This window comes from Bacillus sp. B-jedd, assembly GCF_000821085.1.
Classification (GTDB): Bacteria; Bacillota; Bacilli; order Bacillales; family Cytobacillaceae; genus Bacillus_D.
This window is the reverse complement of sequence record NZ_CCXR01000001.1, coordinates 3254007-3276804: the sequence shown is the minus strand read 5'-3', so window position 1 is coordinate 3276804 and position 22798 is coordinate 3254007. Positions and strand designations below refer to the sequence as shown.

Here is a 22798-nt window from a genome sequence, read left to right as displayed (position 1 = left end):
CATTAAACAAAATTAGGAGGAAACCACATGAACTGGGAAGACCCATTATGGCCGCTCATCCTGGCAGCGGCAAGCCTGGTCCTTAATCTCATCATACTCATACTGGTCATGGTGTTAATGAAAAGGACCCGCGGCCTCAAACAAGAAACCAGCCAGCCGGCCAGGACAGCCGGCAAAACCGACAAACCTATCGAATCGGGCATCATCTTCTGCCGCAACTGCGGCTCCCAATACGACTCCGCCAAAAGCGCATGCCCGCGCTGCCAGCCGGCACAATGAGGAAGGGGACGGTTCCGCTGCTTCATTCGGACCCGAATGAGACGCTGGAACCGTCCCCGTGCTTCACTTATTTACAAAGTAGTCCATGACGCGTTCGTCTTCGAGCATTTCGTTGGTTTCGATGAAGCCTATGTGTTTGTAAAAGGCGATGGCGGCGGTGTTTTCCTGGACGACGGAAAGCCTGACTCGTTCACAAGCGGGATGCTGTTCGATAATCATTTCGATGATTTTCAGCATAGCGCTTTTGCCATAGCCTTTGCCCTGGAATTGCTCTCCAATCATAAACCGGGGCACCCAGTGCCGATCATAATCCTCGTTGTCTGGAATATATTCAACGGCTGCCAGCCCGACGACTGTATCGCCCGCGCAAATAGCGTAGGGGGTAAACGGTTGGATCCACATAGGCCCAAGCAATCGTAGCCAAATTCCTCGCCACAAACTGCTTCTGATCCTCAGCCACCTCCAGCTTCGCGCAATCCCGGATATTCTCCTGTGTCACTGCCTTAATCTCAATCAACTCTTCCATTCCCATCAAACCCCCATTAGTCAAAAAAAACACACTTACATATCATTCGTCGAAAAGAAGAAAAACCCTTTTAATGAAGCGCTGGAACCGTCCTTTTCCTTCCTGGATTATACATATCTGAAAATTTTAACTTGATAGACTATTAGTGGAAAAATAATATTTGAATAGATTTTAAGCGTTTTCATTGTTGTTTTAAATGGTTTTGCTAACATTAACTAAAAATATAACCATATTATTCGTATTGACGAAGTTTGAATAGTTGAATAATATAGGAAAGTATTGAATGTTTATACTCCACTTAAAAAAGGGAGGACCTAGTCATGTTATTTGAAGAACATTATGAAGAAATCGCAGCATTATCAAAACAAATTTTCCACAGCCCTGAACTCGGATACAAGGAATTCAAAACGAAAGCAACTGTGATTGAATTTTTGAAAAAAATCAACCTGGCCATCGAGTTGGACGAGTTCAGCACAACCGGCTTTAAAACAGCCCTCGGTACCGGTAAAGACTTGAACATCGCATTCATCGCCGAACTGGATGCTGTTTACGCGCCGAGCCATAAATGGTCCGACCCTGAAACTGGCGCCGCCCATAACTGCGGCCATTATACACAAATAGGAATTGCGCTCGCAATTTACAGCTGGCTGTACAAATCGGAAGCATATAAAAACTTCGATTACGACCTAACTTTCGTGTTCGTGCCAGCCGAGGAATATCTTGACCTTACCTACCGGTCCAAGCTGCTCGCCGAGAATAAAATCAGCTATTATGGCGGCAAGCCTGAAGCGATGAAACTAGGTGTCTTTGACGGGATCGACCTTGGCATCTGCGTCCATGCGATGGGTGGCGAGTTCCCCGAGCGCACGATTGAAGTCAACTGCGACCTGGCCGGTTTCCTGTACAAAAAATATACGTTTAAAGGAAAAGCGAGCCATGCAGGGTTTGACCCGTTTTCCGGCAAAAATGCCTATAACATGTCGACGCTTTTCAATGTCGCATTGGGCCTTAGCCGCCAGCAGTTGAATGAAAAGGAAATGGTGCGCATCAACCCGATTGTCATGGAAACCGATATGTCCACCAATGTCATCCCCAACCAGATAACCGTGGGCAGCGACATCAGGACGCAATCGATTGAATATATGAAAGAAGTTGTCACGCGGATGGATGACGCTGCGCTTGGAAGCGCCCAGGCATTGCAGGGTGAAGTCGCAATTGAAACCCAAATGGGCTATCTCCCATTTGTCCAAGACCGCTACCTGAATGAGTTTGTCATTACTGCTTTTGAAAAGAATAACGAAATTACCGCGATCAGGAACAATACTCCAATCAGCGCGGCTGGTGACATCGGCGATCTGTCCTATCTGTTTCCGTGCATCCAGGTCGGCTACAGCGGATTTACCGGTACGATTCACGGCGATGACTTCATCGATATCGACCCAAAGTTTATCTATGAAGTTTTCCCGAGATTCATGGCCGAGGTCTTGCAAGAGATGAACGGCAAAATCGACCGGACGAAACTCTATAAACGCACCTACGAAGAGTACGAGAAGCTGCTTTCGTCCATTCTAGACTAGGAAGAAAGGCCGCTGCGGGATCAGTCGGCATGGCTTGTAGCCAGTCCTGGCCAGCGCGGTGAATCTGTTTAATGAAAGGCTCAGTTAAAGATGAATGTTGATTATCAATGAAGTTGATTGGAACGGAGGGGACTGACTCCTGCGGGATGCAGCGGCACGTGGAGACCCCACAGGCGTCTTAGACGCCGAGGAGGCTCCACGGTCCGCCCCGCGGAAAGCATGTCCCCGGAGTGGAAATCAACAATCAAGGATAACAAAGCCTAATGAAAAAGACCGACTATCGAGAAAGAGGCTGACTATGAAATCGAAATTCATTTATTTATTAGTATTTGTTCTGCTTGTCATTACAGCATCGGAAATGATCGGCTTCCAGTCGATAGCCGTTGGAAATATTAAAATCGGCCTGTTGCCGCTCGTGTTCGCCATCTTGATAACAATGTTGCTCGGCCTTCCTTTTTTAAGGAAAGGGGTTTTACAAAAGGTATATAGCCCTGAGAACGTGAAATTTGCAAGTAAAAATCTCATCTTTATTATGCTGCCGCTAATGGCCAGGTACGGAGCGGACGTCGCGCCGCATCTGCAGGAAATCCTGAAGCTCGGCTGGATTTTCCTTTTCCAGGAGCTCGGCAACCTCGGCACCGTTGTATTAGGGCTGCCAGTTGCGTTGTTCCTTGGTCTGAGGCGTGAAGCGATTGGCTCGACCCTCGGCCTTGGCCGTGAAGGGGAACTCGCTTATATTACCGAAAAATACACCTTGGATTCGCCTGAAGGCCGTGGCGTCCTGTCGCTTTACATCATTGGCACGCTTTTTGGAGCGATTTTCTTCAGTATCATTGCGCCAGTCATGCTTGACCTTGGATTCCGGGTCGAGGCACTTGCCATCGCATCAGGGATGGGCTCCGCGAGCATGATGACTGCTTCGTCCTCCAGCCTTGTTGCGCGGATTCCGGACATGCAGAGCACGATACTGGCTTATGCTTCGGCCAGCCAGCTTCTGACCAGCTTCCTCGGAACGTTCACAATGGTCTTCCTTGCTGTCCCTTTGCAGCGCTTCGTGTACCGTTTATTTGTTAGGAGTGAAAATTAATGGCCTCAGGCATGAATAAATACGTAAAATTCGGGTTGATCCTGTTGCTGAGCATCGGTCTCATCCTGTTCACCCAGCAAATCAAGCTCATTAAAAATCCGGAGTCCACGCCGATTTCGATCATGACCATCTACGGTTTGATTACCCTGTGGGGGTTTTCTTTCATCGGCATTCTCATATCCGATTTGGTCAAAAAGGTTCCCGCCCGCTTCGTTCAGGATTTCCCTGTCCTCGGCTGGGTGGCGATTATTTCACTGATTTTCTGCTCCGCCTCCGACTGGTTCATCCAAGCCATCGGAGCGGTAGACTTCCTGTCGATTACCACACCGATCCTGACTTTTGCAGGCATTTCCGTCGCCGACCAGCTCGTCGATCTACGGAAAACCTCCTGGAAAGTCGCCATTGTCGCCGTCTTCGTCTTCATGGGCACGTACATCGGCAGCGCCCTGCTCGCCCAGTTTGGATTGTTTGTGGCAGGCAACTAAATATCTGCTTTCAAAAACCCGCAAAGCGATCCAATTGCTTGCGGGTTTTTATTTCATCCAAGTAAGAAACAGGAGAAAGGTTTACAAACAAAAGGAAGCAGGCAATCCTGCTTCCTTTGCTTTTTTCCACGTCTGTTATTGCCCGCCATAGCTGATCAAATTCGTAAAGATTCGGTACCCGCCTGGAACCTGTCCCTGGATTTGGCGGTAGAAGACGAGATTTGTATAAAGGTATGTGCCCTTGCCATACTTGGCCATGAGAATGCCGCCGGTGAACGGTTCCTCGCCAGGGTCGGCCATGCTGACAAAGGTTTCATACTCTGGCGCCCAGACACTTGGATAGTACAATCCGCGTTCTTGGACCCAGCCAGACCAGTCGCTGTCGTCAATTTTGTTTGGATAGTTGAACAGAGGCGATTCAGGCTGCAGCACGGTTACTTTGGCGTTTTCATCCGTGACCCTCCATTTGATGGACGGGCTGCCGATCGTCAGTGGATAAGGCGCAGTCGTGTCCTTGTTCCAACCGTCTTCCGGTTTATGGTACTGGACTACGAGGTGCCCGCCATTGGCGACGTATTCTTTCAAACGCGCATTGTTCGCCTTCAAGTCCGGGCGGGACAGATAGGCGCGGATGCCAGTGACAATCGTATCGTACTGGCTTAAATCGGCGGATGCCAGGTCGGCTTCCGTCAGCTTGGTGATGTCCAAGCCTGCGTTGACGAGGTAATCGGCCACCATATCAAAGCCGCTGTCGATATAGCCAATTTTCAAATCCGGGTTTGTCAGGAGCTCGAACGCGACACCGTTCACCTTGGCCGGATATTGATAATAGAATGTGCCGATATGGCTGTAGCTGATTTCCTGTATCGTAGAGTCAACTGTCCTGCCATTCACGACCGCAGTCGCATCCACTTCAAATCGGCCTTCCTTCACATCTGCTGGAGGAACGAGTTTGAAGCTGACCTCTTTTTCCTCAAGCTTTTTTGCAAAATTTATGTCAGTTGAAGCCGGCGTTACACCCCAGCCTGCCGGGACGTTCAGCTTGACGTTCGCACTAGTGCTTCCTTCATGATAATTCTTCACTTTGACGGTAACCGGGATTTCGTCCTGGACATTCGCTGTGTTCACGACAATATCCTCCGGTGACAAAGTCAGGGCCACATCTGGAAGCACCGCGATAGTTCCATCCAGTTCTTTTACCTGGACCGTTTTCGCGCCGGACGCCTCGAAGCTTACTGATGCCCGGATCGCTGTCTCATCATAAGGATGATAATACTCTGCATCTTCCGGGACAGTGACGGTGAACGTCAGAGTAGCGTTACTGCCGGAACCAAGACTGCCCGCTGAACGGTTCCCGGAAACCTCCCAGCCGTCAGGGACGAGCAATTCAACCTTGGCGTTATGCAGATTCTGGACACCGTTGTTTTTTAGCTCTACGGTGACTGTTGTAGTCTGTCCTTTAGTCAAAATGGTATCTTCAGATTTTGCGTCAACAGTAAGGCCGGACGCTTCAAAGCTAGCTTCACGCAGCTGCTCCTTTTTCAAAGCCAGCTTGTGGAGAAGGTCATTTTTCAGTGCCGCCTCAAGCTTGGAGCTTTTCGTTTTTGCCACCAGCCGTTTAACATCCTTGAGGGCCTTCTGGCTTTTCACGAATACAATTTTCCTGTTCGGATAGGCTTCGATAATCGCATCGAGGTCTGCCTGGAGCTTCGTGTATTGGACTTTCAGGTCGTTAGCGTTTTTAGGCAAAACTTGTGCCCATTCCTTGAAATTATACGGTATTCCTGCGAACAGGCCGTTGTCGCTATTTGTCTCGACCGCTGAATGTACGAGTTGAAGATGTGTCTGCCTCGGTGCGACTGGAATATCATTTCCCATGCCCTGGCTTTTGTGCAGATAACGCGATTGCTCGCCAAGCTGCGGATAGGACATACCGTAAATTGGGTCATACATTCCGATTTCGATTGAGGTTGTTGCCGCATCCTTTGAGACTGGTAGATAGAATTTTTTCACTTGCCAGACAGACAGGCCATCCTTTAACTGCTCAGGATAGACGGAAGGATCGGCTGCGTCCTTGAACGCCCTTTCACTAAGGATCGTCATTGTTCGGTGGTGGCCGTGCTGGGTATCGACGTTCAGGAAGGATGGCATGACAATGTCAGGCTGGTATGTCCGGATAAAACGGATCAAGCGCTCATATGTCACGTTTTCTCCCCATTTTTCCAGCGTTTCTTCTGGGCTCTTAGAGAAACCAAAATCATAAATGGCATCGGATGTCGTTTCGCTAAGATGATAGGCCTTTACGCCCGTAATCTTCGCGGCTTCGATCATTTCCCTTGAACGGATGATGCCGAGGGCGTTGCCAAGTTCGGGGCCGATTTCATTTTGCCCGCCCTCGCCGCGGTTCGCAATCAGGCTAGACGTTTTCACGCCCAGGCCCCTTGACAGATAGGCGAGGAAATCGCTTCGCTCATCATCCGGATGGGCGCCTGTGTTCAGGAATGTGACGGTTGTACCGAGTGGTTTAACAACATTCCATAATGCGGCATCATGTTCCTCGGCTTTAGCGGCACCTCCTGAAAATGGCAATAGTGAGAGTACAAGAAGAAGGGACAGCAATGCGCTCCAAAGTTTTCTCAAGTTTTGTAACCCCTTTCATTTTTATGTATGTCCAGTTCACCGGGAATGATATTCCTCCCAGACTGCCTTTGATGTTAGTTAAAATAGCTAACTAACTCAGCGGAACTGTCTCCTAAGAAATAGCACATCAGATTTCAGAAGTAAATGTTTCAATATTGGGAAAATTATAAATTAGGAGTTTAGACCTAGTTAAACAAAGAACAGTAAATTCAGAATTAAAAATCTTGTAAACGATTACATAATAAGTTATAGTTTGGTTAATTAGTAGATTTTACTAACCAACCTATAAGGCCGTGATGTGATGAGCTCAACCAAAATGACTGTAAAAGAGAAAAACAAAAAGAAAGTATTGAATTGCATCCGAGAGTATTCGCCGATTTCACGGGCTGAGATTGCCGTAAAAGCGCGGATTAGCAAACCGACCGTCTCGATGCTCGTTGATGAACTGATCCAAGGGAAGCTTGTTTTTGAAAAAGGAATCGGTGAATCATCCTCCCAGGGCGGAAGAAGGCCAATTCAGCTTTATTTCAACGAAAAAGCGTTCTTTATTGTCGGAACCGATATCGGCGGCACGAAAGTCAAAACGATTATTTGCGACCTTGGCGGCAATATCGTCGCCTCAAGCAGTTTTAAAACCGGGCAATTCTTGCAATCGGGTTTGCTGAAGCAGGTTGCGAAGGAAATTGAATCCCTTGTTCAAAAACACAACATCGACCGCAGTAAAATACTTGGCATGGGGGCCGGAGTACCCGGCATTACCGACACAGGCAAGGGTATTGTCATCGAGGCGCCGAGCCTGAACTGGGTCCGTTATCCATTTATTCAAGAGGCAAAGCAACTCTTTCCGTTCCCCGTGTATGTAGACAATGATGTCAATGTGGCGGCGCTCGGGGAGCAATGGCTCGGCAATGCGAAGAACAAACGGAATGTTTTGTTTATTGCCGTCGGGACAGGGATTGGCAGCGGGATTATCATCCATAACAAGCTTTACCGAGGTTCCTCTTATGCCGCGGGTGAGCTTGGCTATATGGTTACTGATAAGAATGAGATGAAAGGTGATTTCACGCCGGTTTTCCATCGGTATGGCTACCTGGAAAGCGTGGCGGGAGGGAAGGCGATTGGCGCGCGATTGACGAAGGCGGTGCTTAAGCAGCCCAAACATTCCCTCTATGAAGAGGCGAAGGCGGGCGAGCTGTCCGGCGAAATGGCGTTCAAACTTGCGAAATCCGGCGACGAAACGGCCCTGGCTGTTCTGGATGAGGCGATCGAGCACCTTGCTTACGGAATTATCAACGCCGCAAGCCTGTTAAATCCGGAAGTGATTATTTTAGGAGGTGGTGTTTTCAAGTCTGCAGATTTGCTTTTGCCAAAAATGAAGGAAATCGTCAATCAGTATCTTCCCAGTCCGGCAGAATTAAAGATTTCCCAACTTGGCGAGAATGCAGGCGCAATGGGAGCTGTCTCACTGTTCCTTCGGGAGCACGATACCATTTTCAAAATTTAAGGTTAGGGGGAATTTTTTGTGAAAAAGAAAAAGGTTTCAGCCTTATTGGCGTTGACAATGTCAGCTTCGCTGCTGCTGGCGGCTTGCGGAGGGAATGACGAAGGGTCGAACAGCAAGAAGTCTTCTGGCGACGCTGGGGACAACAAGGAAAAGCTTGAAGAAAAAATCGTTGTGTACTCGCCTCATGGCAAGGACATTTTGTCTAAATTCGAGAAGCAATTCGAGGATAAATACGATGTCGATGTTGAATGGCTTGACATGGGTTCGCAGGAAATCCTTGACCGGATCCGTTCCGAAAAGAACAATCCGCAGGCTGACATTTGGTGGGGCGCTCCTTCCGTGAACTTCGACCAGGCGAAAGATGAAGGCCTTCTTGAGCCATATGAGCCTTCCTATGCCGGCAGCCTGGACAAAACATTCCATGATCCTGATTGGCACTGGTCCGGAACGAGCCAGACACCGGAAGTCATCATGTATAACAGCAAACAGCTGAAGAAGGAAGATGCGCCGAAGGATTGGGATGAACTTCTTGACTCAAAGTGGAAGGACAAGATTATCATTCGATATCCGCTTGCATCCGGGACAATGAGGACGATTTTCTCAGCGATGATATACCGCGACTTCAAGGATTCCCAAGATCCGCAAAAAGGCTACGATTGGCTGAAAAAGCTTGACGCAAATACAAAGGAATACGCCGCTAACCCTGAAATGATGTACAACAAGGTTGCCAAAGGGGAGGGAGTCCTTTCCGTCTGGGCTATGCCGGATGTCGTCATGCTGAAGGAAAACAAAAACTACCCGTTTGAATTTATCATTCCGGAGAGCGGGACTCCAGTTTTGACAGAAGGAATTGCAAAAGTCAAAGGCGCGAAGCATCCGAAAGCTGCCGAAGCATTTTATGAGTTTGTCAATACACCAGAAGCCGCGAAGCTATTGGCTGAAGAGTTTTACCGAATCCCGACAAGGGACGATGTGAAGGATCTGCCGAAATGGATTACCGAAACTGAAATCAAGGCCATGGATATCGATTGGAAAGTATTCCAGAAAGAAAGCGATGGCTGGATGAAGTATTGGGATGAAAACATTAAGAGCGGAGAGAAAGAAATTAAAGAATAGGAAGTGTACTCGGTATGGCGTCAATAAAAATTGAGAATGTCCAGAAAGCCTTCGGAAAAGTGGTCGCGGTCGATCATTTGGATCTTGATATTAAAGATGGCGAGTTTTTCACGTTTCTTGGCCCAAGCGGCTGCGGAAAGACAACCACTCTCCGCATGATCGCCGGCTTCTATTATCCGACTAAAGGTGTCGTGCGGTTCGGCGATAAGGATATGACGCGAGTACCTCCAGAAAAAAGAAATACGGGCATGGTTTTTCAAAACTATGCCCTTTTTCCCCACATGACGGTTTTTGAAAATGTCGCCTATGGCTTAAGAGTGAGAAAAGTAGGCTCGGCAGCATTGAAAGCCCGTGTCCAGGAGGTTCTTCGCAAAGTCAGGCTTGACCAGTATTCGGAACGCCAGGTTAGCCAGTTAAGCGGGGGCCAGCAGCAGCGTGTCGCGCTTGCCCGGGCTCTGGTCATCGAGCCGGAAATCCTGCTATTGGATGAACCGCTCAGCAATCTCGATGCGAAGCTGAGGGATGAGATGAGGAGCGAGATTTTAAGGCTGCAAAAGGAATACAAAATCACGACCATTTATGTCACCCACGACCAGGCGGAGGCTCTGTCGATGAGTGACCGAATTGCCGTGTTCAACTTCGGGGTCTGCCACCAGGTCGGGACACCTTCTGAAATCTACAATGAACCGGCTAACGATTTCGTTGCCGGATTCATCGGCGAGATCAATCTTTTGCCGGTGGTAATAGACAATGTTGAAAATGACCAAGTAACCGTATCAGCCAAAATCGGCAGCAATGCGAAGAAGCTTGTTTTACATAATGACCCTTTCAACTTCAATCCGGATAACAAGGGGGCGCAGGCATTGTCCATCAGGCCTGAATCCATCATGCTTCATCAAGAGGCTTCTGCCAGACCGAATGTGTTCAAGGGAAAGGTCGAGAAAGTCGAGTTTTTCGGTTCGCTCGTCAATGCCACAGTCAATATCGACGGTGCGCTTCTTCAGGCGAATATGCTGAACAACGTGAAAACGAATCTTCAGCCTGGCGCGGAAGTATGGGCGGAACTGCCCGCTGACCAAATACGAATCATTCCGGTCGTGAGTGGTGAGCAGGCATGATAAAGAACCGTGATACGAGATTCACCGTTCTGCTGCTCATTCCCGTTCTGCTCGTCCTGTTCGCCTATGTGCTCTATCCGTCGATCCGGACGATCATCGAGAGCCTGGACAAAGGCGGAAGCTTTAGTTTTGGAAACTACGAGGATTTCTTTATTCAGGAATCGCGGACGAATCTGCAGGCGCTTTGGAATTCTGTTTATATTTCCGTGCTGAGCGTTCTGCTGAGCGCGCTGATCGGAATTCCGCTCGCGTTCATCTTCAACCGTTACGATTTTCCGGGCCGGGGCTTTTTCGCTTCGGCGGCCATCATGCCAATCGTCCTGCCCTCGCTTGTCGGCGTCATGGCGTTCATGTTTTTATACGGTGAATCGGGTCTGATTCCGAATGCAATGAAAGATTTATTCGGACTTGAAAAGGTTCCGTTCAAAATCGGCGGCGTGTCGGGCATTTTGATTGTCCACGCTTATACGATGTATGTGTATTTCTATATGACGGTCTCATCGGCGATCAATAAAATCGATCCGTCGCTTGAAGAAGCTGCATACAATCTCGGCGCGAGCAGGTACAAGGTGTTCTGGCAGGTCACCTTCCCGCTTTTAACACCTGCGATTGTCGCCGCGTCGCTGCTCGTCTTCATGATTTCGATGGCATCGTTCAGCGCGCCGTTTTTGCTCGCTGGAGGCTACAGGGTCCTGAGCCTGCAGATTTATTTTTCAAAATTGAACGGCGACATGGAAATTGCCGCGACACAATCGGTCATTCTGTCGATTGTCTCGATTGCCTTCCTGTTGTTCATGCGCTGGTACCAGAACAGGAAGGATTACCGGATGGCTTCAAAAGGAATTGGCGCGCATAGGAGCGAAGTGAAGAATCCGGTCATGAAATGGATTTTGGTAGCAGTCGGCGTTCTCGGCGTCATCGTTCTGCTCCTGCCGCACTTCACTATCCTGCTTCTGTCGCTCGTGCCTGACGGGACGTGGACATGGCAGACATATCCGTCGGTTTTCAATTTTGAAAACTACCGGCTCTTGTTCCAGGATCCGAATATCTTTAAGCCGCTGAAAAACAGCTTGATCTTGTCATTCATTGCGACAGCCGGAAATCTTGTCTTCGGCGTGCTGACATCATACTTGCTCGTCAAGCGGAAGTTTGTCGGCAAAAACTTCGTCGATATCCTCGTGATGATTCCGTGGGCGTTGCCCGCGACCGTTATCGGGATGAACCTGATTTTCGCTTTTAACGAGCCGACGATTTTCACGTTCGGGAATGTGCTGGTCGGAACGTTCTGGATTCTGCCGCTCGCTTACTTCATCCGTCACATCCCGCTCGTTGTCCGCTCGACGAACGCGGTGCTCGAGCAGCTCGATGACTCGATTGAAGAGGCGTCACGAAGCCTTGGAGCAAAATGGTTCTATACGTTCAGGAAGGTCATTTTGCCCATCATCATGCCTGGCGTGCTGGCCGGAACCTTGCTAGCTTTCGTTGAATCCGTCGGGGAATTCCCGACATCCGTCCTGCTTTACACGATTTCAAATCGCCCAATCTCGATTGAAATCATGAATCAGCTCCGCATGTTTAACATGGGCCAAGCCGCCGCCTACGGGATGATTCAAATCGGCCTCATTGCCCTCGTCCTGTTCATCTCGAATAAATTCTTCGGGGTGAAAGCCGAGAATTCATTGTCGTAAGAAGTTGTTTGGGGAAGTTTGGCAGTCCAGTAAAGCCCAACCTCTTGAAGTATACGATTTTGCAAAAAAGTAGATGTTCTAAGTTTGGGATTTTACTAGGTTCCTGTTAACGATGCGATTTTCAGCAAATATAGCATGGGGCAAGGAAATTGGCGGAAATGAATGTTTGGGGAACAAAAGCTTTTCATAAATGGAGATGAAATTGTGAGTAAACTAGAAGGATTTATCAAGGATGAAGGTACCGCTTTTCCTGGAAAAACGTATGTGGAAGAGCTGCTGAAGCCAGTGTTTAACGACCAGAGGGATTACTTGTTCGACGTGATGTTCGATATCCACCGGGCTCACGTAATTATGCTCGCCGAGCAGGGGATTGTGCCGGAATCTGAAGCGAAGGTGATGCTTGAAGGCATCAATAAGATTGGCAAATCGGACAGGACCCTGCTTGCTTATCAGCCGGAATTCGAAGATTTATTCTTCATGATGGAAGCGCGAATCGGCGAGGAAATCGGCGAGGAACTGGCGGGAAAAATCCACATAGGCCGAAGCCGCAACGATATGGGGATTGCGATGTACCGCCTTGTCCTAAGGGAGCATCTGCTCAATCTGCTCGGCAGCGCGTACCGGCTCAGCGAAGCGCTCCTCGAGCAGGCCGAGCGGAACACGGATACGTACATGACAGGCTATACGCATACCCAGCCGGCGCAACCGACTACGCTTGGCCACTATTTCCTAGCCATTTATGACGTTTTGCAAAGGGATATTAAGCGGCTCTGGGCCGCCTACGAAACGGTCAATCAATCGTCGCTCGGGGCAGCGGCTTTGACGACGACCGGTTTCCCGATCAGCCGGGAACGGACTTGCGAGCTGCTCGGCTTCGACAAGATCATCGAGAATTCATATGATTGCATCGGCGGGGCGGATTATCTGCTTGAAACATCGACCGCGCTGATGACCTGCATGATTAATACGGGCCGCTGGATCCAGGATTTCCTTCAGCATGTGACAAGGGAGTTCGGCAACTTTTATGTCGCGGACCCATACGTCCAATGCAGCAGCATCATGCCGCAAAAGCGCAACCCGGTATCGATTGAGCATTCAAGGTCGATCGCTAGCAGCGCGTACGGCGAAGCGCTGGCCGCTGTCAACATGATCCATAACACACCGTTCGGGGATATCGTTGACACAGAGGATGACCTACAGCCGCATTTATACCGTGCATTCAATAATGCGAACCGGGTCATGGCGCTCATGTATGCCGTCATTGCAACGCTGAAGGTGAATAAGGAACATGCATTGGAAATGGCGAGGAAATCAAGCATCACGATTACCGAGCTGGCGGACACCCTCGCAAGGGATTATGGCATTTCTTTTAGAAAGGCGCATTCCGTCGCAAGCTACATTTCCAAGGAAACAATCAAACAGGGCAAAGAGCTGTACGAATGGGACATCGATGGCATCAACGCCGCCATCGGCAAATTCGTCGACGTAAAGCTGACCGAGGATGAATGGCAGAAAATCATCTCCCCGGAATACTTCGTTGAAATTCGCCGCATCCAAGGCGGCCCAAACCCGAAAGAAGTACAGCGCATGATTACAGAACGAAAAACGACACTCACCAACAAAATCGAGGAATATCAACAAACCAAACAAACCCTTCACCAAAAACACCAACACCTCCTCAACTTCACCATAAGCTGAGTGAAGCAGGGGCGGTTCCAGTGCTACATTCAGGTGAGAAATGAACAAGTGGAAGATCCTTGTGAGAACCTATGCAATGATATTTGAAGTATGACAGTTAAATAGAATATATGAAGAGGTGAGGCTGCTGTCTCGCCTCTTCATTATTTGTTGAAAATTCGGTCCTGTAACTTAGGAAACCATCGTCTCTACCATACATTCACTTATTTCTATGAACTAGCCAGCCCAAACTTAAAATTTCCCAATCAGAAAATCAAACTACTTTTCTTTCTTTTTTCTATGTTATATTTTTTAAGGAAAGGCTCATTTAAAGGTGAGCGTTGATTTTCAGTGAAGTTGATTGGAACGGAGGGGACTGACTCCTCGAAAATGCTAGCGCATTTCCTTCGTGCAAAGCCCATTCGAAGAAGCCAGTTGTCCTGCGGGATGCAGCGGCACGTGGAGACCCCACAGGCGTCTAGGACGCCGAGGAGGCTCCTTTAAAGAATGCTCCTGCGCCACAGACTATTCGGGGAAGCGATCCTTCAGCTCGTCGCAAAGCTGCACGGAGCCAATTCATGGATGTTTCTCATGAAGCTAGTTCAGGTCGAAGCTTCGCCCCGCGGAAAGCATGTCCCAGGAGTGGAAATCAACAATCAAGGATAGCATAGCGTATGGAAAATAAATTGAGAAAATTAAATCAATAGGTTAGACGGGAAAGCAATACCGTCCCCCGCTTCATAGGAGGTGTTCAAAATGTCGTTTGTTGTAAATGACGAGTTAAGGGTTACGTTGTTTGATGTGAAGAAAATTCAATATCGATCAAGGGTGATTTTTGATTATGTCCAGTCGTGTTGTACGGTTGCGTTTGTGAAGAAGGGGGAAGTGGTGACGACATTTGAGGGTAAGGAGTATGTTGCCCGCTCGGGGGATGTGATGATCCATAGGCCTAATTCACCGTTTAATGTGATTTCGAAGACGGATGGGATTCATTACCTGTTCAATATTGATTTGAAGGTGATGGGGGAGGTTGATTTTTTCAGCCTGTATCCTTTGGGGAAAGTAGTGACAATCCGCAATCCGGAATTTTACGAGGAGAAGTTTGATGAGTTGAGAAGCGTCTGGCTGCAGGAATCGAATGAGTTCAGATCGGTCCAGACGAGTTTCCTGGCGTTTACCCTTCTCCAGGAAATTCTCGAAAGCGCCAGGCTGGGCGGGAAATCATCCCCTAATGAAGCCTATATCACCGACCGCTTTAACAACGTTCTTCATTACATCGAAAATCACCTTGGCGACAATATTACCCGGGAAGATCTCGCGCAAATTTACCATATGAATCCGGTTTATTTCAGCCGGGCCTTTAAGGAAATTTACGGACTGACCCCGATGAAAATGGTGAAAAAGCTAAGGCTGCTTCAGGCAAAACGGCTGCTTGAAACGACCGATGAAACAATAGAAGCCATTGCGCAAAGATGCGGATTTTGTGATTCTCCTCATTTTAATCACAGCTTTAAAAATGCGTTCAAGATATCCCCGAGCGAATTTCGAAAAAGTATCAAAATTACAAAAAGAGGACTCGTCTCTACATTGTGGGAGCATTAGAAGTTTACTACTATTAACCATAACGGCAAAATGTAAACGTGTTCAATCACGGCAGTTATGGCAATAAGGGGATAATTCGCTTGAAAAGAGAAGAGTTCGGGCCTGTTTTGCATAAGCTAAAAGCCGGTTCAATACAATGGAATCACATTTGAATTTTTGTCTTTTTTTACAAGTTTAAAAAATCCCCCCATAAAACCGACGATTGAAACACTCTGCAGCTTGCTGGCAAAAACATTGTCAGGAAGCTGCTTTTTTATTTTGCCATGAAGGGCCCCGACCTAGGGGCAAATGACGAAAATGAAGGGAAGGATGGATGGAATGAAAAGAAAATGGTTAAGCATTTGGGTATTGATCTTTTTCAGTTTTTCGCTATTTCCGGAAGCCAGCGCAAGCGCTGCGGCAGCCGCGGCTCAATCCGGAACAGCTGAGGCCCAGGCAACAGGCGTGACGTATTATGTTGACGCGACAAACGGAGATGATGCCAATGCCGGGACAACAGAACAAACTGCATGGAGGTCACTGGAGAAAGTAAACTCAGTTACCTTTCAGCCTGGCGATAGGATTCTTCTCAAAGCCGGGGAACGCTGGAAAGGAACGCTTAAGCCGCTCGGATCAGGAACGGAGGAAAATCCAATCGTCCTTGATAAATATGGCGAAGGGGCAAAGCCGTTGATCGAAGGGGAAGGGGTCCCTTACGTCATCGGCCTATATAATCAGGAGCATTGGAGCATTGGCAATCTCGAAGTGACCAATCATACGCCTGAACAGGGAACCGAGCCGAGGACAGGAGTCCAGGTCATCGGCGAAGATTACATGGCAGGTGACACGACTGATATTGAAAACGTAGCGGTTTTGCATAATATCCATATCCATGACCTTTACGTCCATAATGTGAATGGTCTTCACAAAAAGGGCGTTTACGGAAGCGCGGGCATCAATGTCCTAGTGAGAAGGAATCAGGAAGGCCGGCCGTACCGCGTTACGAAATTTGACAACGTGCTGATTGAAAACAATAAAGTCGAGAATGTGACCCGGACTGGTATAATGGTCAATTCCGCCTGGACGCACCGTGAACAGCAGGGCGGGCCAGTTGTGGATCCAACAATCCCGTGGACGCCAGCAACGAAAGTCGTCATCCGCGGTAATGAAGTCCTCCATGTGAGCGGTGACGGAATTGTTCCGCATATCACAACTGGCGCGCTGGTCGAGCATAACCGGGTTCACGGCTACAATGAGGCAAAGATTGATTACAATGCCGCGCTGTGGACATACAACGGCGACTATACCGTCTATCAGTTCAATGAAGTTTCCGGCGGGAAAACAATTAAAGATGGTATGTCGTTTGATTATGACAACGGCACGAAGGGGCTTATTTTCCAATACAACTACAGCCATGACAATGAAGGCGGCACTGTACTGATCTGCCAAAACGAAAAGAATGGCTCTGTTTCGGATGGGATTTTCCGCTACAACATCAGCCAGAACGACCATTACCAGATGATCACGGTCTGCGGCGGCAGCAACTATAGCAATATGCAATTTTATAACAATGTCTTTTATGTCGGGCCCGGCATAAAAAATAATCTGCTCATTGACCAGAACGGCAACGCCCCTGCTGGCAATGGCGAAGCGATTTTCAAAAACAACATTTTCTATAATCTCGGCACTGGCGGCTATGCCGGCAAGCCGGGTTGGACATACGACAGCAACTTATTTTACGGCAATAATGTCCCATCGAAAGCTATCATACCAGACGCGAATATGCTGACGTCGAACCCGGCGTTCGTCAATCCAGGCGTGGCGACTGGCATTGATGACCTTGACGGCTACAAGTTGAAGCCTTATTCACCGGCCATCAACACCGGCACGGCAATGGCAGCTAATGGCGGAAGGGATTTCTGGGGCAATCCACTATACTTCCAGCAGCCTGATCGCGGTGCATATGAACAGCAGACCGAAAAGGAAACTCCGCCTCCAGGTGAGGAAGAAGAAACTCCGCCAGGACAGGGTGACGACGAAGGCAATATCGCTCTTGGCAAAATTCCAACCTCGGGCAGTTTCATACAAAATGCGGCCCGCGCGACGGACGGCCTTGCCAGCGATTCCAACCAGTTTACCGGACTGGACAAAGGCCTTCAGTGGATGCAGCTGGATCTTGGCGGGGAGTACAAAATTGGACGCGTCAAGCTTTGGCATTATTTTGCCGAAAGCAGGACGTACAACGATGTCATCGTGCAAATTTCGGATACACCTGATTTTTCCGGTAAAGTGACGACCGTTTTCAATAACGACGCTGACAACAGTGCCGGCCAGGGAGCCGGGACAGACCTTGAATATAAGGAATCCGCCGACGGAAAAGAAATTACTTTCGCGCCGGCAGAGGGCAGATATATCCGCTTCTGGTCAAACGGCAGCAAGTCAAACGTCTGGAACCATTATGTCGAAGCGAAGGTGTACGGGACAAGCACGACGCCAGTGAATGTTGCACTCGGTAAGACCTCGAAATCAAGCAGCTTTATTAATAATGCCGACCGGATCACCGATGGTCTTGCGAATGATCCGAACCAGTTCGCCGGGCTGGGGCGCGACCTGCAGTGGATGCAGCTCGACCTTGGCACTGAGTATGAACTGAGCAGTGTGAAACTTTGGCATTATTTTGATAATAAAAGGATTTATAAAGACGTAATCGTCCAGCTGTCCAACAACCCGGACTTTACGAGCGGGGTCACGACCGTATTCAACAACGACGCCGATAACAGCGCCGGCCAGGGAATCGGAGCTGACCTTGAATATAAAGAAACAGCCGATGGCAAGGAAATCACTTTTGCCCCGGTAAAAGCAAGATATGTCCGTTTCTGGTCGAACGGCAGTATCGGCAACGTCTGGAACCATTATGTCGAAGCGCAAGTTTACGGCATTCCAGCCGAGGCGGATACCACGCCTCCAGTGACATCCGATAATGCCAGCAGCAATTGGGAACGCGGCGACCAGACCGTTGCCCTATCGGCGACTGATGAAGGAAGCGGGGCCGCGAAAACTTTTTACAGCGTCGATGGCGGTCCTTTTACCGAAGGCTCGTCCGTTACCCTTCAAGACGAAGGTGTCCATTTGCTTCGTTATTACAGCATCGATTGGACAGGCAATATTGAAGAGCTTAAAGCCTCTTTTGTCAAAATTGACCGGTCTGCACCTTTGATTAATCCGGCCCAGCCGCTGGATGTTTACCAATCAGAAGCGCCAGTGATTCAGTTTGATGTAGCGGACGGATTGAGCGGAGTGGCGTCGAGCCTGATCGAACTGGATGGCAGTTTAATCGATAACTACACAACCCTTGAGGCGCTCTCTCTATCTGCCGGGAAACATTCCATCGTCGTGAAGGCCGCGGATGTTGCAGGGAATGAAACCATCCAGGAATTCACGCTTAATGTTCTTGTGGATGCCGCCCATTTAGACGACATTTTGCACGCCGGCTTGGACAAGGGGTTTATTGAAAATAAAGGCGTACTGAACAGCCTTCTTGCAAAAGCACGGCAGGCAGAGGCAGGCTCAATGGATAAAAAAATGTTTCTCAATGCGTTGCAATCGCTAGAAAACGAAGTAAGCGCCCAGGCTGGAAAACATCTTGATCCGGAATTCGCTAAGCTCCTTCTCGACGATATCGGTTATCTTAGGAAGTAAGCCGCTTGAAACGGGAAGAAATAGCCTTGTAGAACAGAAAAACAAGCTTTTTAGGCAAAAAATCATCAGGAGGCTGCCCGGCCTTTAATTAGCGGCAGCCTCTTTCCTTAACAACATCACGAACCGGCAATCTCGCGTACACTCATAGGAGGTTACACATCATGAAAATAAATTTAATCGGCTTAACTGAACAGCAGCTTTCCGCGGCCGGGGAGCTGGGGGATTTACTTGACATCCAGCTGTCCGAAGAAGGAATACCCGTTTCGTTTGAAGCGGCTGCTTCAGGGATCGGGGTTTCTTTTGACGGTGAAAAAGCGGTTGTCCGCTACTGCAAACCGCAAGAATGTTTTCGGGCTCTCGGCCTCTTGGTTGAAGGGATCAGAAAACAGAAACCATTTGAAATCGCGGAAATTCCCGCTTATCAGAGCCTCGGCATGATGATCGACTGCTCGCGCAATGCTGTGCCGACTGCCGCTACATATGAGAGGATGATCAGGCATTTGGCTTTGATGGGCTATTCGACGGTCCAGCTTTACACAGAGGATACATATGAAATCAAGGAATACCCTTACTTCGGTTATTTGCGCGGAAGGTATACGGGCGCCGAGCTGAAAAGCATGGATCTTTACGCGCAAAAGTTCGGGATTGAACTCGTCCCGTGCATCCAGACGCTTGCCCATCTAGGCAGTGCCCTTAAATGGCAGGCATTTTCCGATGTGCTGGATTGCAATGACATACTGCTCATTGATGAGGAAAAAACGTATGAACTGATTGAATCGATGTTCCGGACGATGTCCGAGAATATTTCGAGCAGGAAAATCAATATTGGCATGGATGAAGCCCATATGATGGGGCTTGGAAAGTATCTGGACAAGCATGGCTATCACGACCGGACGGCGCTCATGCTGAAGCATTTTGCAAAAGTGATGGAGATTGCCAGGAAGTACGGCTATAAGCCGATGATGTGGAGCGATATGTTCTTCCGTCTGGCTAGCGCTGGTGAATATTATGACATCAACAGCCCGATCAAGGAAGAAGTCATTGAAATGATTCCTGATGATATCACACTTGTTTATTGGGATTATTATTCGGTTGACTCAGAGATGTACGATGGGATGCTGCGAAAGCATAAGCAGTTGAGCGACCGGATTATTTTTGCTGGAGGGGCTTGGAAATGGATGGGCTTTTCTCCGAACAACCACTTCAGCCGCCTTATTGGCAAAAAGGCGCACAGGAGCTGCGTGCTGAATGGAATCGATGAGGTCATCATTACGGCATGGGGTGATAATGGGGCGGAGGCTTCGTTATATTCAGTCCTGCCTACGTTGCAGCTGTGGGCGGAGCTATGTTATAGAGGCAGCGCGCCAACGAGTTTCCTCGAGGATCGCTTTGAAACGTGTGTTGGTGGCAAATACGATGATTTCCTGAATCTTGATAAAACAATGCTTGTACCAGACCATCCGCCACAGACGGTCCATTCCATCAACCCGCCGAAGTATCTGCTGTACCAGGACGTTCTATACGGGTTATTTGATAAGCATGTCGAACCAGCAGCATATGCGGCGCATTATTGGGAATGTGCTGATTTCTTCAGGCGCTGCACGGAACGGAATGGAGAATGGCGGTCGTTGTTTGAGACACAATACCGTTTGAGCCGGCTGCTTGAACTAAAAAGCGGTGTCGGCATCGGCATCAGGGAGGCTTACCTAACAAGGGATAACGCTGCACTTGAAAAATTTAGCGGGACGATTCTGCCAGATTTGAAGAAAAGGGCGGAGGAATTCATCGAAGCGTATCATGAGCAGTGGCTTGCTGAGAATAAGATTTTTGGACTTGATGCCTTCGACCTGCGCATGGGCGGACTTTTGCAGCGCATCCAAACAGCTATAATCCGGATTAGCGGCTACCTCGACGGCCGTTTCGACCGGCTCGAGGAACTTGAGCAGGAAATCCTCTACTTCGATGGCCGCGGGGATGAGGGCCTTGCAAAACCAATCAGCAACAATTTATGGCACACCATCGCCACCCCTTCCGTCATAGCGGGAATTTAAATAATTAGAAAATGAAGCAGGGGTTTACTGCTTCATTTTTTAATATCCGCAATGCCGTTTAGGGAGAAAATTGGGGTAGTTTTTATTTTCTATAAAGTATCAAAAATACAAAAATTAGATTCTTCTCTACATTGTCGAATTGTGCGAAATTCTTTATGATGGAACCAACCCACTTTTCAGTGTGTTATGGAAACGCCTTCAAATGTACTGTTTATGGGGAATTTTGGATGGTTTTCCAATTGGAAGAGGATTAGTCAGAAGGGGGATTTAACATGAAACGGAAGTTTAAAACGTTAGGATTTTTGCTTGCGATGGTACTGATTTTACAAGTCTTTACTGCTTGCAGCAACTCGGATTCGGCTGGCGAGAAAAAGAAGAGCCAGGCCAAAGGTGATTCAAAAGAACAAGTCACACTTCGCGTAATGGACTGGGCGGACAGCGAAAAGCCTTACCGCGACCAATTCATTAAGGATTTCGAAGCTAGGCACCCGAATATTAAGATCGAATACACATTGCTTACTAGCGATCAGTTTCAAAACACAATTACCACTGCAATTAAATCGGGAGACGCTCCGGACCTTTTTCCAATCCCTCCGGGCATGAAGCTCAGCACGGCGGTTGCCGGCGACTGGTACCAGCCGCTTGACAAGTATCTCGATGATGAATTCAAAAGCCGTTTCATGGATGGCGTTTTTGTAGAAGGCATGACTATGCAGGACGGAAAAATCTATACAATCCCTGCAAAACTTGACTTGCCAAATACACTCGTATTCTATAACAAAGCTTTATTTAAAGAAGCGGGCCTTGACCCAGAGAACCCGCCAAAAACATACAGCGAGTTCCGCGATGCGGCCAAAGCAATCACAAAAGCTTCAAAAGGTAAAGCGTACGGAATCATTGAAGGCGGCAAAACAATTGTCCGCTGGAAGAACCCGGTCATTGACTGGTCCGCACAAGGCGGAAGCGGCCTGAACCCGCATTCCCCACTTTCACTTGTCACAAACGATGCAAATTATGATTCAAAAGCTGTGTTGGATGTCATGAACCTGTTCAAAGGCATGAAGGATGACGGAAGCTACCATCCGAAAACAATGAGCATCGCAGCTCCAGAAGCTCGCGCATTATTCGGCCAGGGACAAGCTGGATTCATCATCCAGGGAGAATGGTGTATCGGCGTTTGGCAGAAGGACAACCCGGATCTTGATTTCGGCGTAATGGCTCCACCTGTTCCAGACAGCGGACGCGAAGGCTACCTGCCGCGCCCGAACTTCCAGCCTTGGCTTGGAATGGCTAAAACATCGAAGCACCCTGAAGAAGCAGCTCTATACCTTAAAGAATACTTCAGCAAAGATTACCAGTCCGTCCTTGTTAAAGCGGGCGACCGTTTCTCCATGCTGAAGGATGTAAACGAAAGCGCAGCAGATATCGAGCAATTCAAGCAATATTACGAGCTTGCTATGGAAAATTCACGTCTTGCACCAAGTGTTGAAATCAGGAACCCAGAAACATCAGCTATTTTTGCAAAATATAAAGATCCACAGCCAGGCCTTGGCGATATTCTTCAAGGAGTCGTTGCTGGAGCCTTGAAGGATCCGAAAGATCAGTTGAAGCTATTGGCCAAGAATGTAAATACAGCAGTTGACCAGGCGATTGAAGCTGCGAAGGCTGAAGGCGCCAAAGTGGGCAAAGATGATTTCAAATTCTCAAACTGGAGCCCAGACAAGGATTACTCGCCTGAAGACTACGAAGCTGTTCGCAAGTAGGGAGTTT

At 48.5% G+C, this 22798-nt stretch carries 16 protein-coding genes; 14 read left to right on the top strand and 2 right to left on the bottom strand.

The annotated features are described in order from the left end of the window. The first annotated feature begins 27 nt into the window (after positions 1–27). On the top strand, positions 28–279 hold the full coding sequence (locus tag BN1002_RS16365; protein WP_048826548.1) for a hypothetical protein: 252 nt from the start codon (positions 28–30) through the stop codon (positions 277–279). A gap of 63 nt (positions 280–342) precedes the next feature. Here BN1002_RS16365 and BN1002_RS23405 read toward each other — a convergent pair whose 3' ends face one another. Next, positions 343–693: a GNAT family N-acetyltransferase gene (locus tag BN1002_RS23405; protein ID WP_082036263.1), complete on the bottom strand. Its 351-nt coding sequence runs from the start codon at positions 691–693 to the stop codon at positions 343–345. A gap of 432 nt (positions 694–1125) precedes the next feature. On the opposite strand from BN1002_RS23405, the gene BN1002_RS16350 reads away from it, so the two are divergent. The 3 genes from BN1002_RS16350 (at position 1126) to BN1002_RS16340 (ending at position 3954) form a co-directional block, all read left to right on the top strand. Beyond that, positions 1126–2382, top strand: coding sequence for a M20/M25/M40 family metallo-hydrolase (locus tag BN1002_RS16350; protein WP_048826543.1), 1257 nt, complete (start codon positions 1126–1128; stop codon positions 2380–2382). Positions 2383–2680: 298 nt separating this feature from the next. Further along, positions 2681–3469 carry a DUF3100 domain-containing protein gene (locus BN1002_RS16345; protein ID WP_048826541.1) on the top strand — a complete coding sequence of 263 codons (789 nt, stop codon included), beginning with the start codon at positions 2681–2683 and terminating at the stop codon, positions 3467–3469. Further along, positions 3469–3954 (top strand): hypothetical protein, encoded by a 486-nt coding sequence (locus BN1002_RS16340; RefSeq protein WP_048826539.1) that lies wholly within the window; start codon positions 3469–3471, stop codon positions 3952–3954. The genes BN1002_RS16345 and BN1002_RS16340 overlap by 1 nt, the downstream gene beginning before the upstream one ends. A 135-nt stretch (positions 3955–4089) precedes the next feature. Here the strand turns inward: BN1002_RS16340 and BN1002_RS16335 are convergent, their stop codons facing one another. Continuing rightward, positions 4090–6594, bottom strand: a complete 2505-nt coding sequence (locus BN1002_RS16335; protein ID WP_048826538.1) for an NEW3 domain-containing protein — start codon at positions 6592–6594, stop codon at positions 4090–4092. A gap of 301 nt (positions 6595–6895) precedes the next feature. Here BN1002_RS16335 and BN1002_RS16330 point away from each other — a divergent pair, with 301 nt between their 5' ends. The 10 genes from BN1002_RS16330 to BN1002_RS16290 all read left to right on the top strand — a co-directional run bounded on the left by BN1002_RS16330 (position 6896) and on the right by BN1002_RS16290 (position 22791). Continuing rightward, a complete protein-coding gene (locus BN1002_RS16330; protein ID WP_231575043.1) occupies positions 6896–8098 on the top strand; it encodes an ROK family transcriptional regulator in 1203 nt (400 codons plus the stop codon). A gap of 57 nt (positions 8099–8155) precedes the next feature. Beyond that, entirely contained in the window at positions 8156–9214 is a 1059-nt protein-coding gene (locus BN1002_RS16325; RefSeq protein WP_048828008.1) for an extracellular solute-binding protein, read from the top strand. Between the two features lie 14 nt (positions 9215–9228). After that, positions 9229–10332 carry an ABC transporter ATP-binding protein gene (locus BN1002_RS16320; RefSeq protein WP_048826534.1) on the top strand — a complete coding sequence of 368 codons (1104 nt, stop codon included), beginning with the start codon at positions 9229–9231 and terminating at the stop codon, positions 10330–10332. Further along, positions 10329–12020, top strand: coding sequence for an ABC transporter permease (locus tag BN1002_RS16315; RefSeq protein WP_048826532.1), 1692 nt, complete (start codon positions 10329–10331; stop codon positions 12018–12020). Before BN1002_RS16320 ends, BN1002_RS16315 begins: the two co-directional genes overlap by 4 nt. A 204-nt stretch (positions 12021–12224) precedes the next feature. Continuing rightward, positions 12225–13718: an argininosuccinate lyase gene (gene argH, locus BN1002_RS16310; protein ID WP_082036385.1), complete on the top strand. Its 1494-nt coding sequence runs from the start codon at positions 12225–12227 to the stop codon at positions 13716–13718. A gap of 486 nt (positions 13719–14204) precedes the next feature. Continuing rightward, a complete protein-coding gene (locus tag BN1002_RS23845; RefSeq protein WP_156129727.1) occupies positions 14205–14363 on the top strand; it encodes a hypothetical protein in 159 nt (52 codons plus the stop codon). Between the two features lie 90 nt (positions 14364–14453). Beyond that, positions 14454–15299: a helix-turn-helix domain-containing protein gene (locus BN1002_RS16305; protein ID WP_048826526.1), complete on the top strand. Its 846-nt coding sequence runs from the start codon at positions 14454–14456 to the stop codon at positions 15297–15299. Between the two features lie 318 nt (positions 15300–15617). Continuing rightward, on the top strand, positions 15618–18977 hold the full coding sequence (locus tag BN1002_RS16300; RefSeq protein ID WP_197072809.1) for an OmpL47-type beta-barrel domain-containing protein: 3360 nt from the start codon (positions 15618–15620) through the stop codon (positions 18975–18977). Positions 18978–19138: 161 nt separating this feature from the next. Continuing rightward, the gene (locus BN1002_RS16295; RefSeq protein WP_048826521.1) at positions 19139–21028 is read left to right on the top strand and encodes a beta-N-acetylhexosaminidase; all 1890 of its coding nucleotides are present in this window, start codon (positions 19139–19141) and stop codon (positions 21026–21028) included. Between the two features lie 272 nt (positions 21029–21300). Beyond that, positions 21301–22791 (top strand): ABC transporter substrate-binding protein, encoded by a 1491-nt coding sequence (locus tag BN1002_RS16290; RefSeq protein ID WP_048826519.1) that lies wholly within the window; start codon positions 21301–21303, stop codon positions 22789–22791. Positions 22792–22798: the final 7 nt, after the last annotated feature.

Bases quoted from the DNA above. Each gene is read 5' to 3' on its own strand.
- BN1002_RS16340 (WP_048826539.1), top strand. From the start codon at position 3,469: ATGGCCTCAGGCATGAATAAATACGTAAAATTCGGGTTGATCCTGTTG.
- BN1002_RS16350 (WP_048826543.1), top strand. From the start codon at position 1,126: ATGTTATTTGAAGAACATTATGAAGAAATCGCAGCATTATCAAAACAA.
- BN1002_RS23845 (WP_156129727.1), top strand. From the start codon at position 14,205: ATGCTCCTGCGCCACAGACTATTCGGGGAAGCGATCCTTCAGCTCGTC.
- BN1002_RS16325 (WP_048828008.1), top strand. From the start codon at position 8,156: ATGTCAGCTTCGCTGCTGCTGGCGGCTTGCGGAGGGAATGACGAAGGG.
- BN1002_RS16320 (WP_048826534.1), top strand. From the start codon at position 9,229: ATGGCGTCAATAAAAATTGAGAATGTCCAGAAAGCCTTCGGAAAAGTG.
- BN1002_RS16295 (WP_048826521.1), top strand. From the start codon at position 19,139: ATGAAAATAAATTTAATCGGCTTAACTGAACAGCAGCTTTCCGCGGCC.
- BN1002_RS16315 (WP_048826532.1), top strand. From the start codon at position 10,329: ATGATAAAGAACCGTGATACGAGATTCACCGTTCTGCTGCTCATTCCC.
- BN1002_RS16365 (WP_048826548.1), top strand. From the start codon at position 28: ATGAACTGGGAAGACCCATTATGGCCGCTCATCCTGGCAGCGGCAAGC.
- BN1002_RS16290 (WP_048826519.1), top strand. From the start codon at position 21,301: ATGAAACGGAAGTTTAAAACGTTAGGATTTTTGCTTGCGATGGTACTG.
- BN1002_RS16330 (WP_231575043.1), top strand. From the start codon at position 6,896: ATGAGCTCAACCAAAATGACTGTAAAAGAGAAAAACAAAAAGAAAGTA.
- BN1002_RS16305 (WP_048826526.1), top strand. From the start codon at position 14,454: ATGTCGTTTGTTGTAAATGACGAGTTAAGGGTTACGTTGTTTGATGTG.
- BN1002_RS16300 (WP_197072809.1), top strand. From the start codon at position 15,618: ATGAAAAGAAAATGGTTAAGCATTTGGGTATTGATCTTTTTCAGTTTT.
- BN1002_RS16345 (WP_048826541.1), top strand. From the start codon at position 2,681: ATGAAATCGAAATTCATTTATTTATTAGTATTTGTTCTGCTTGTCATT.